The sequence below is a fragment of the Gluconacetobacter aggeris genome (assembly GCF_014174395.1).
Lineage (GTDB): Bacteria > Pseudomonadota > Alphaproteobacteria > Acetobacterales > Acetobacteraceae > Gluconacetobacter > Gluconacetobacter aggeris.
This window is the reverse complement of the sequence record NZ_JABEQD010000025.1, coordinates 1-11,418: the sequence shown is the minus strand read 5'-3', so window position 1 is coordinate 11,418 and position 11,418 is coordinate 1. Positions and strand designations below refer to the sequence as shown.

The 11,418-nt window shown below is 52.0% G+C and carries 9 protein-coding genes; 4 read left to right on the top strand and 5 right to left on the bottom strand.

From position 1 onward, the window contains the following. Positions 1-265: 265 nt before the first annotated feature. Positions 266-1,267: an MDR/zinc-dependent alcohol dehydrogenase-like family protein gene (locus HLH36_RS19005; RefSeq protein ID WP_182987851.1), complete on the bottom strand. Its 1,002-nt coding sequence runs from the start codon at positions 1,265-1,267 to the stop codon at positions 266-268. Between the two features lie 106 nt (positions 1,268-1,373). On the opposite strand from HLH36_RS19005, the gene HLH36_RS19000 reads away from it, so the two are divergent. Then, positions 1,374-1,718 (top strand): winged helix-turn-helix transcriptional regulator, encoded by a 345-nt coding sequence (locus tag HLH36_RS19000; protein WP_182987850.1) that lies wholly within the window; start codon positions 1,374-1,376, stop codon positions 1,716-1,718. Positions 1,719-1,827: 109 nt separating this feature from the next. Here the strand turns inward: HLH36_RS19000 and HLH36_RS18995 are convergent. Further along, positions 1,828-3,014 (bottom strand): IS3 family transposase gene (locus HLH36_RS18995; protein WP_182987849.1). Its coding sequence is split into 2 segments (ribosomal slippage): positions 1,828-2,756 and positions 2,756-3,014, totalling 1,188 coding nucleotides; the frame shifts between segments, so codons are not numbered across the junction. A gap of 1,523 nt (positions 3,015-4,537) precedes the next feature. Between HLH36_RS18995 and HLH36_RS18990 the strand changes: the two genes are divergently transcribed. Next, on the top strand, positions 4,538-6,634 hold the full coding sequence (locus HLH36_RS18990) for a TonB-dependent siderophore receptor (protein ID WP_182987848.1): 2,097 nt from the start codon (positions 4,538-4,540) through the stop codon (positions 6,632-6,634). Positions 6,635-6,661: 27 nt separating this feature from the next. After that, positions 6,662-7,504 (top strand): DJ-1/PfpI family protein, encoded by an 843-nt coding sequence (locus HLH36_RS18985; RefSeq protein ID WP_182987847.1) that lies wholly within the window; start codon positions 6,662-6,664, stop codon positions 7,502-7,504. Between the two features lie 232 nt (positions 7,505-7,736). Here the strand turns inward: HLH36_RS18985 and HLH36_RS18980 are convergent, their stop codons facing one another. Together HLH36_RS18980 and HLH36_RS18975 are read right to left on the bottom strand one after the other, a co-directional pair. Continuing rightward, positions 7,737-8,672, bottom strand: coding sequence for a transposase (locus tag HLH36_RS18980; RefSeq protein ID WP_182987846.1), 936 nt, complete (start codon positions 8,670-8,672; stop codon positions 7,737-7,739). Between the two features lie 365 nt (positions 8,673-9,037). Then, entirely contained in the window at positions 9,038-9,817 is a 780-nt protein-coding gene (locus HLH36_RS18975; RefSeq protein ID WP_182987845.1) for an alpha/beta fold hydrolase, read from the bottom strand. A gap of 142 nt (positions 9,818-9,959) precedes the next feature. Here HLH36_RS18975 and HLH36_RS18970 point away from each other — a divergent pair, with 142 nt between their 5' ends. Next, positions 9,960-10,868, top strand: coding sequence for a LysR family transcriptional regulator (locus HLH36_RS18970; RefSeq protein WP_246377043.1), 909 nt, complete (start codon positions 9,960-9,962; stop codon positions 10,866-10,868). 20 nt (positions 10,869-10,888) lie between these two features. Here HLH36_RS18970 and HLH36_RS18965 read toward each other — a convergent pair. Continuing rightward, the coding region (locus tag HLH36_RS18965; protein WP_246377042.1) for an integrase core domain-containing protein at positions 10,889-11,418 on the bottom strand (530 nt) is incomplete at its 5' end.

Here is an 11,418-nt window from a genome sequence, read left to right as displayed (position 1 = left end):
AGGACTACGAAAGATACGCGACCACGCTCGCAGGCTTCCACGTCATCGCATTCGTCGGATACATGCTCAAACATGCCGCACAGATGGTCCAATGTGCATAACACCCTCTAGGTCCGCCGCTTAAGCACAGTGTATACAAATTACGAGGTACCCCCTCGAAACCCATGACAACGGGAACGAGCCACTTGTTTCGTTTTTCGACCTTCCTTGGGTCGAGTGCTGCACCTCGACCGCCAGCGTAGCCGATCCACTTGCGTGACGCGCATCAGGATGCTGATGTAAGAATGGCCTTGGCTCCAGGTTCAGCCTCATACGCCATAGCTTGAGCAATTTGATCGAGGCTGAACTTCTTTCCCGGACGTGTTCTGAACATCGGGTCGACGATGATATCTGCGAGAGACGTCAGCGCGGCACGAAGCCTCTGGGTGTCCTTAACGGTCCTGCTGTTGAAATTGCTGAATCCCTTCATCGTAAGCTTCTTTGCTGAAAAGAGTACTGATGGAACCGAGATCGGGATTGAGCCACCAAGGAAGCCGTAAAACGAAACAGTACTGCTTGTCGGCAGATGTGGAGCGATCCGAGTGATCAGTTCTCCTCCAACTCCATCGAAGACAGCCGTTGTGCTCAGTTGTTCTGAAATCGTAGCAAATTGACTTTCGAAATCATTCGATTTCGTAACAAGCACATGCTCCACACCAAATCTACGTAGTTCTTCGCCAGCCTGCTCGGAGCGCACCAGAGCAAGCAACGGGATATGATTTCTCCGGGCAATCGCCGTTATGGCCAGGCCGGTCGCTGAAGCGCCCGCCGTCACGATCAGGCCCTTGTGTCCTTCGCTCAACATCTCTTCCATAAACGCGTACGCAGTCATCGCATTGACCAGAGAACCGGAGTAATCCTCGACTGCAACGCACTCTGGAAGAATAAGGGCGCTGGTGTAAGGCACGACGGCTTGCTCGGACCACAATCCGACAATATGCGGGCTCGGCGTCAGCGAGCGATATAGCGCCACATTCCTGCCCGCAAACTCCAGTGGGACATCCTTCCCAATAGCGCGCACTTTGCCGGATGAAGAGGCACCCCAGATTTCATAAAGACTGGGTTTTGACCCCGTGGTGATCGTCGGTCTTGAGAGGAAGGCTTTATCCCCATGGTTAATAGCGGAGGCAACAATGTCCACCAGGATGTGCCCGTCTGGGAGAAAGGTTGGTGTGGGGACCTCGCGTACCTCAAGCTGGCGAGTTTCCGTGACGCAAATGGCCTTCATCTTCGAGTTCTCCTCTGCCTGATTCAGTCTGGATCGACTTCGAAGACCATCAACATTGGAACACTTACCCTACACAAGTGCGGTTATTTTTGTTAGTGTAAGCGCTATGCAACTCAATACCCCGTGCCCTGTGGCATTTACGTCGAAGATCCTCAGCGGGCGATGGAAAGCTCGTATCGTGTGGTCACTTATTCGAAACCAACCGTTACGGTTCTCTGCGATACGAAGAGCATGCCCTCCGATCAGCGACCGAATGCTGACGAAAGAACTGCGCCAACTGCAGGAATGGGGACTGCTATCGCGCAAGGAATATCCCGTGATCCCGCCGAAGACAGAGTATCGTCTAACCAATCTAGGCGATACGCTGCGGCCGATCATGCAGTCGATGGCCGACTGGGGGCTTTCTCATCGGTCCGAGATTGTAGACGAGGGAGGCAGCGGTGGTCAGTAGGCCGATGTTTAGCTTCCCAAATTGGTTGTTCGCATGGCGAGCGGCGAATAGAGGTGGACACGTCCGTTCGGACAGTTTTTGGGTTTGAATAAGCTATACCCGGTTCTTGTTATGCCGCCATTCTGACGGCGTTGCTGTTGGCCATCTGCTCCGGGGTTAACCCCGGAGCAGATGGTGTCGGCGCGCCATGATACGCCTCATCAGGCGTTCGTCCAGCCAGGGCCGTATGGGGACGTTGCCCGTTATAATGAGTGATCCATTTCGTGAGTCCCTCTCGAAGTTCTGATCCGGTCTCAAATGCGTGCAGGTAGATGCATTCGTATTTCAGAGACCGCCACAGACGCTCGATGAACACGTTGTCCAGCCAGCGCCCACGTCCGTCCATGCTGATACGGATCTGACGTTCTTCCAGGATCCCGGTAAAACGGGGCGTCGTGAATTGTGAGCCCTGGTCCGTGTTGAAAATCTCCGGGGTGCCGTAGTGCATCAGCGCATCCTGGAGTGCCTCAATACAGAACTCCGCGTCCATCATGTTCGACAGACGCCAGGACAGCACCTTGCGCGTGAACCAGTCCATGATCGCCACGAGATAGAGAAATCCCCGTTTCATGGGGATATATGTGATATCGGAACACCAGACCTGGTTAGGCCGCTCACTGACCAGATCCCGCAGCAGATAGGGATATTTCCGATGCTCCGGATGCGGCACACTTGTGCGTGGCTTCTGGTAGATCGCCCGCAGGCCCATGATCGCCATGAACCGGCGGACGCGTTTGCGCCCCACTTCATGTCCCAGGCGGCGCAGATGCCATGTCATCTGCCGCGAGCCATAATACGGCGTTTCCAGGAACTGGGCGTCGATCAGCCGCATCAGCGCCAGATTGGCCTCACTCTGTGGCACAGGCCGATAGTAAACGCCCGACCGGTTGAGTCGCAGCAGCGTGCATTGCCGAATTATCGGCAGGCGCGATCGCTTCGGGTCAATCATCTGCCGCCTCTGATCACGCCCAACCGAGCAGAGGCATCGCGTAAAAAATCCCGTTCCACGAGAAGCTCGCCTATCTTCGCGTGCAGTTTCTCCACATCAGCAGGGCTGACCGGGGGCTCGGCCACCGGCTTCCCGGAGAAGGTCGCCGCCATCCCCTCAATCGCCTGCCGTTTCCACTGGGCAATCATCGTCTGATGCACACCACGTTTCGAAGCCAATTCCGCCAGCGTCAGTTCCCCACGGATCGCTTCCAGGGCAACCCGTGATTTGAACTCCGCCCCATACCTCTTGCGCGTAACCTTCCCCATAAAACCCGCCCTCTCTCAGGTCGGATTATAGCTTATCGCCCTGTCTGAAAAATGGGGACCACCTCTCGCTCATGTCTGACATACTGGCCATTTTCATGTCCGGCATGTCGTTATCCATCATAACAACGTCGGTAACATCAGAGTCAGCCGGACCGATCTGTAACCCCGTCAAGCGCTCAAATGTCGCGCGCGGCATTTCATCCGGTAGCCCGCGGCTCTGCAAAGTGAGTTGGCCCATGAGTCCGATCAACGCGCACGCGACGAGCACCAGATACGCCTTGCGTATCCAGCCACCCTGTTGATCGCATACACCCGAACCCAATAACCTCAACAAAAATGACGCCTTCTCCGAAGTGAACCAATCAGTTTGTTCTTACAGGCAAAAGGCGTAATGACATCTTTTGCGCCTTACGTCCCGTCCAAATGAAACAGCGGTTTCATCAAGGAATAGAACGCTCCTGATGGGGTGCCTCATCACCTCAGCCGTCTCATCTGATTTAGGGACGTATAAGGACCTCCGTCAGTTTCCAGTTGAGAGGACCACCCCAGGACGAAAAAAAATCCGAGCCGCCGCCCTACGATGCGCCGACAGTCTGTTGATCCAGAACGAATGCCCAGTGAGCATGCTCGACGCCGTTCATGATTTAAAATAAGATGATTGCGCAGCCTATCATATTTGTTATATGCTCTGAGCGGGCTACATCCGAGACAGATTATCGGGTCTGTAAGTGCGATCAATAGGGCGGCAACGAGAAAGATTTATCTGCGGTTGCCTCCTTTCCGCAAAGACCTATCCGACTATCGTCGCAGTGAATGGGAGTTGACCGCTGTTTTCTTCCTTCCGATTGCCTTTCAGGAACGATCTGACACGTGCTGCTCGTCTGCTACTGATCGCGTGCGCGCTGATAGGATTTCTTGGACAACTGACGTTGCAGAGCCGCGCCCTTCCTGGTGAAATGCCACGAGTAACGTTAGAGCGCCTGACGGGGCTGCACTTCGGAAGGCCCGTGCAGCATGATGACACTTCAATCATGCAGTGTAGTGCAGACATGCCAGAGATGGCTGACGGACAGCACGTAGCGACGTCTGTGCCTGCCCGCCACCATCATGGTGACGGTTACTGTTTTTTATGTCCTCTGCTTCACCTGCCAACAGTCACTATCGCGTTTTGCATTGCGATCCTGCTCGCTATTCTTCGCGTACGTTACTGTTGCTTTCAGTCGGCTATCGCTCCGCGCACCATGGGCCAGTTCGCTGGGGTACAACCACCAGCAACCGGCCCCCCAACGTCCGTAACGGCATAAGTCTGACACCCCGATCGTCTGCTTCCCAGACGATCGCATCATGCCTTTACGGAAAATTATCCAATGCTTCATATCCGAAGCCGATGCGCTCTATGCATCGGCGCGTCCCTGCTTGCCCTCACATCCGGGAGTGTGCATGCGTCTTCAAAAGCACACATACCAACGACACCTGGCGATCATACCGACAGTAGTCATGCTTCATCATCATCATCCGCATCGGTGCGTCGTCCTCTGGCTAAGCCGAAGCCTGAAAATGAATCACGACAATCGCCGACCTCATCTTCTCAAGGTCTTCACCAGGAAGAACACCGCCCCGAGTTTATTCTCGTCGATGGAAAACGACAGACCGCGACAGCATATCTCGCACCTGCAGATACAACAGCACTGAAAATTCCTGTTCAGATCCAGAAAAATCCATTGTCTGTCCAGGTCGTGACTCATGCTTTAATTCAGGACCGCGGCGCGCTGACCATTAATCAGGCAGTTGAAACTGTCAGCGGTGTCGAACGTAACCTGACCTTTCCCAACTCACTAACGTTTCGAGTTCGAGGATTTTCGGACTCCTCAACCACGTTACGCGATGGATTTCGCGAACAAACAGGAACGCAAGACATACAGGGCGTAGATTCAATTGAGGTGCTCAAAGGGCCGGCTTCCGTGCTTTACGGAGGCTCATTATCTTCAGGCGGCGTTGTGAACGTGAAGACCAAAAGGCCTGTCGATGGTGCAAATTTCTTGCACGCCGGACTTTCAGGCGGAAGTTTTGGTCTCTTTAGAGGTGTAACCGATGCCAATCGAGATCTATCGGGGGACGGCACCCTCGTAGGGCGAATCAACCTCGCCTATCAGCACGATAATACATTTCGAAACTTCGGTTATAACGAAGACACATACATTGCCCCAACGATCCGGTGGCGCCCAAGCCGTTATGATACAGTTACGTTCTTCAGTTCCTATCAGTTGTCGAACTACACGTGGGGAGCATCGCAAACACCCCTGGTCCGTAAAGCGCTAGCATTTCCACTTTCGTATAATTTCGACAATACAAGTCTCGGTGCATCTCACCAAAATTCATGGCGACTTGGTTATAACTGGCGTCACGATTTTAACAAAAACTTCCATTTTCGGTCTGGATTTGCAAGTTCTATCAACAATTATTACTTCGGCTCTGATCGTATGAGTACGCTGTCTTTGAGCTCTAACGGCATGATTTTAGCCCGTGGAGTGTCAGAAGGCCCTCAAATGGGCAAGGATTTCGATCTGCAGAATGAATTTTTCGGCCGTATCCACACAGGATTTTTGCAACACGATTGGTTCATTGGCAGTGAACTCTATCAAACCGATTACAGTGCGAAGACTTTATCAGCAACGCTTGCGTCACTAAACCTTGAGAAGCCAGTATATTCTGCAACGCCTGGCATTTTCAGATTGCGCTCGAATATTTCTACGCAAGCAGAAGCTGCGTCAGTGTATTTTCAGGATTTTATTACAATCGCAAAGCATATCTATCTGCTGGGCGGAGGACGCTATGACGCAACAGATACGTCTTCTCTCAATAAGAATTCCGGGATCAACGCATCTGTATCTGAAAATAAATTTTCTCCACGTCTAGGTATACTTTACGCCCCTACAGACAATACATCGTTCTATTTTAATTGGACAACCAGCTTCCTGCCAACCTCGTCATCAACATACACAGGAGCCCCGCTCTCTCCAGGTCGATCCAAACAGATAGAAGCTGGAATCAAACAGCAATTGTTTCATAATCATCTTCAGGCAACTTTGGCGGCATATCAGATCACGAGAACAAATGTTCCCACTACAGATCCCGCTCACCCTCTCTATTCAATTACAGCAGGGGAACAGCGGAGCCGAGGTATTGAAGCTGATATAACAGGTGAAATTCTCCCTGGCTGGAAAGCCGTTGTCAGCTATGCTTACACATTCGCAACAGTCACTAAGGATAATAAATATCCGGTTGGAGATGTATTGGCTGGGGTTGCGAAGCATGCAGGAAATGTTTGGACCACTTATGAATTCAGCAATAAGTCAAATCTACGAGGACTTGGTCTAGGAATCGGTATAAGAGCAGAGACGCGTCGGGAAGCTACCTTGCCCAACAGCTTTTATCTTCCCGGATACTTCAGGCTGGATTCAGCAATTTGGTATGCCTTTTCTCTTAAGGGGCATTCTCTTCGCGCGCAGTTAAACCTCAACAACCTTACGAATGCGCGCATCTACGACACAAATGGCACATTTTCAATGCGTGCTGCGGCTCCACGATCTGCGCTCGGTACCGTCCGTGTTGATTTCTAATCGCCGCGTTGCACAAGGAATAATCTGATGTCCGAACAGTCTTCTCACCATCAAACAGTAAACTTGACGCGACGCAGTCTCGCAGCCCTTACTCTTGCATCCCTCATTCCTGACGTTGCAATGAGCACTCCATCTGCAGCCATCCTCGCCAACGAACATCATCAGCACATGAAACCGATGTTTGCCGGGCCACCTCTCAAAGTCGCCATGCTGGTTTATCCACAGATGGTACTTCTTGATCTGGTCGGGCCGCAGACAATCCTCAAAATCATTGGATGCGACATTCATCTTGTCTGGGTAGATCGGAATCCGGTCGAGACAGATGTGGGACTTCAGATTACACCAACTGATACGACAGGAACCTGCCCTCAGGATCTGGATGTTTTGTTCGTTCCAGGCGGTCTGATGGGTTCAATCGCCTGCATGAATAATCAAATAATTGTGGATTTCCTAATTAATCGAGCAGCCACGTCGAAATATGTGACCAGTGTGTGTACTGGATCTCTGGTATTGGCTGCGGCGGGGCTTTTGAAAGGATATCGAGCAACATCTCATTGGGGAGTAGTGGATATCCTCTCTGTTATGGGGGCAACGCCCTCCCATGAACGCGTGGTTCGAGACCGCAATCGTATTACCGGGGCCGGCGTTACGGCAGGGCTGGATTTCGGTTTGACTTTGACAGCTGAATTGCGGGGAAAAGCCGCCGCAGAGCATGCACAACTGATTATTCAGTATGCACCGCAGCCCCCTTTTCATCATGGGGACCCATCTGAAATTTCTGACGCACAAATGGAGTCTGAGCGCGCACGACGCAAGTGGATGGATGGCAAAGCCCTGGAAGCGGCTAAGCTAGCCGCTGAACGGATCTAACCACAATACGACGTCGTACGCGACTGAACCGCTCCGGAATTGGCATAAACAAGCATTCGCATGCTGAATGCTTATGCCAGCTTTCCGGAAGCGTAAATGTGGAGGGATCGAGGAACCTTTCTTTGGCTAAGTTGGCTAGTATTTTTCAGATTTTGGCGTGCTGATTGATGGTTCTTTTGGGGCGTTTTTGATTTGCGTTTTGAGTAGATCGGGGGCGCCTCCCGCTGGAGGACTACGCGCTTGCGTTCAATCTTTCGAGGAAGAGGAACCGACGCATATTGTAGACGATATTGGCCAGGCCGATCCTCATCGTGGCCCGCGTTATTCCAACGGCTCGTATGAACAGTCCCGTCTGTGATTTCTGATCGGCAAAGACATGCTCGACGCGTGAGCGGATCACCGACTTGCCTGCATTGGATCTCTGGATATAGCGAGGCATAGGCTTGAGATGCGGCTTTTTGCGATGAACCTTTGAGACAAAGCCCTCCCTTTCCATGAAGTCCTCATTGGCTTTGGAGCGATAGGCTGTGTCTGCCCAGACGCTTGAGGCTGTATTGGTTTTATCCAGCAGGCCCTCGCGTAGTCTTGCGCCATCGCTGGCGGCGGCATCCGTCGTCTTCCATTTGCGGATGAAGCGAAACTTCCGGTCGATGGAAACGTGAGATTTGTAGCCAAAGAACGGGATGTCAAGATCACTCGACGGGATGGTTCCATCGTCCTGCCGCTTTGCCTTTGTGAATTTTAGTGTCCATCGCGCATGACGATCCTTGTGCGACAGCTTTGACGGCTTGTCCTGCCAGTCCTGTGGGATCCGTCCCTTCCGAAGATCGTTTTTCTCTGCATTGGTGTTCCGCTGCTTTGGAGCAGCCACCAGTGTGGCATCGAGGATCTGTCCGGACCGCATGAACGACAGGCGATCGTTGATCAGATATTCCGTCCGCTCATCAGACAAAGTGTTGAGCGTCTGGATCACCAGGATCTTGAACATCAACACCGGATCAAACGGCGGTCGTCCGCCTTTACTGCCGTCTGAATAGGCCAGAGCCTTCTCCAGATCAGGGCAGAATACCTCAAAATCCACAGTCCGAGAAAAGGCTTCGAGCTGATCACCAAACCCGCTCAAGCGGGCAAGCCGCTCTTCAACATCAAAGAAACCAGACTGCTTCATCTTCCATATCCCAATCAACGCGCGAGAAATGGAATCACACAGAAAGCCTCAAATCCAGAGGGCTGTTCGAACCCTCCAGGTGCGGCCATACAGCCTCATCCCTCATTCAGGCACATAGTACAAGGGTTTTGAAAGGCGCTCTTACCAGGATGACATCGCCGTCCGAACTTATGCGACCCCCGTCAAACCGGGCCACAACACGCCGCCCACAGGAGGCTGGAAATTCATACACGCCTGTTCTACACTCTGTCCGCATCGGGCTTTCTTGTTCTTATGGGAACTTCTCTTTCACAAAACAGACTTTTCATCATCTAGCCCGATGCACAACCCTTCCGTGAGAAATCCGCGTCGAGGCGTCCCCTTGTTCAAAACATATGTTTGCAAAAACTTTGAATGAGTGTCGCGACTTCTCGAGGTGATTCCAACATCGACAAATGTCCTGTTCCTGGGAGCACATGCATTTTAGCTTTAGGCAGTCGTGTCATTACTTCTGATCGCAACACATCAAGCTTATCTACTTTATCAAGCTCACCAGCGATGACCAAGACTGGACAGTGAATGTTGCCGACCTTCTCCGTGATATCCTCCTGACTAGCGGCGCGCGGCCACTCACTTTTCGCCGCCGGTGCGCCTTTCAGGCTATCCTCGATCACCTGCTCACGTATCTCGTCCGAGAGTGGTTTGGCGGTAAGCACATGGTCGATCGTTCCCTCGATCGTTGCGCGGCTATCGTAAGCTTTCGCCATCATTTCGCGCGCCTCCACTGAAAGAGCCATTGGGCTAGGCGGAGATGGTGCGACAAGAATCAGGCCTGCCAAACCAGCAGGTCGACGCGATGCCATCAATTGCGCAACCTTTCCGCCCATGGAATGTCCCACTAAAATGTAACGGCGCAAATTCAGAGTTGCAATTATCCCTTCGGCATCCGCAGCCATATCAGCCAGGGAATATCCAGAGTCCGGAGCTTCGGACTCCCCCCACCCCCGATGATCGATAGCGACCGTATGGAAAGTCGATGTAAGATCTGCAATAACAAATTTCCACGTACGAGAAGATCCACCCCAATAATGTAAAAAGACTAAGGAGAGTTCTCCTTTGCCTTGCTCATCGACATGAAGAGAAATTCCATTTGATAAGACTTTCATTTACCGGCCTTTCATTTGTGCGGCCTTCTGTGACCGATGCAGAAACTTTACATCTGATCATTTCCGGATAAAATACTGCGATAAAGTCATAGTCTGATAATATAATTATCAAGTTGAGGGTGGAATGGATCAATTAACCAGCATGGCCGTGTTCGTTTCCGCCGTAGAGGAAGGAAGTCTTGTAGGAGCCGCACGGCGTTTCGGGCTATCACCTTCTATGGCGGGAAAGCACGTCTCGGCAATTGAAGGAGAATTGCAAGCTCGGCTACTCCAACGAAGCACTCGAACGTTGAAATTAACAGAAGCCGGAAGTGTCTATTATAAACATTGTAAGAAAATTCTCGAAGCAGTCAAAGATGCAAATACTCAGGTGCGGGAAACGCAAGAGAACGTGCGAGGCTTGCTGCGAATTGCCGCGCCGGACACATTTGGCACCATGCATCTTGGCCCTACAATAGCAAGTTTTCTTGAAATTTATCCTGAGGTCTCGATTGAAATTCTGCTAAGTGATCGTTATATTGATTTGGTTGCTGAAGGCGTCGATTTGGCAATCCGTATTGGAAAACTACAGGATTCCGATCTTGTGGTGAAACGTCTTGCTCCATGTCGTATGGTTTATTGCGCAGCACCATCGTTTCTTAATCAATATGGTATGCCTAAAACAATAGAGCACTTGCGTAAAGCACCAAGACTAGCTTTCACTGGGGGTGTTTCCCCCGGAGATTGGACTTTAACCAGCCCAGATGGGCAGATGCATATCATTGATGGCCCTGTACGGCTTGCATCCAATAATATGCAGATGCTGCTGTCCGCAGCATTGACAGGTGCTGGTATCGCTTACGGTCCGAGTTTTGTTTTCGGGGGATCTATCTCAAGCGGAGCTCTTGAGCTTGTATTAAAGGACTACAAAACGTCAGAATTAGCGATTCATGCAGTCTATCCGACAAGGAGACATGTCTCTCTAAAGCTGCGTCGCTTCATAGACCATCTTGCTGTACAATTTGGCCGGACAGAGGTGGACCCATCCCTTCGGACAGCTTTACGGGCCTGATAAGCTATAACCGGTTGTTGTCATGCCGCCAGGTTGACGGTGTTGCTGTTAGCCATTGGGTCCGGGGTTAACCCCGGACCCAATGGCCTCGGCGTGATATGATACGCCTCATCGGGCGTGCGTCCAGCCAAAGCCGAATGAGGACGCTGCCCGTTATAATGTGCAATCCATGAAATGAGCCCGGCCCGCAGTTCCGAACCGGTCTCGAACGCCTGCAAGTAGACGCATTCGTATTTCAGGGATCGCCACAGCCGATCGATGAAGACGTTGTCGAGCCATCGACCGCGTCCGTCCATGCTGATGCGGATCTCGCGTGCTTCCAGCACTTCCGTGAAGCGGGGCGTCGTGAATTGTGACCCCTGATCCGTGTTGAAGATCTCCGGTGTCAGTGCTGGATGTAATCTCCCCAAAACGGCTGGCTGAAATTTCCCCAGTTTGGCCGAGGATCGTCCTGGCGGGGGCATGCCCCCGCCAGGACGATCGTTCCCCAAATAACCTGCGCATCCCGGCAGAAGGGCGAGCAGGTGATTGGCGTAAGGGAGACTGTGTT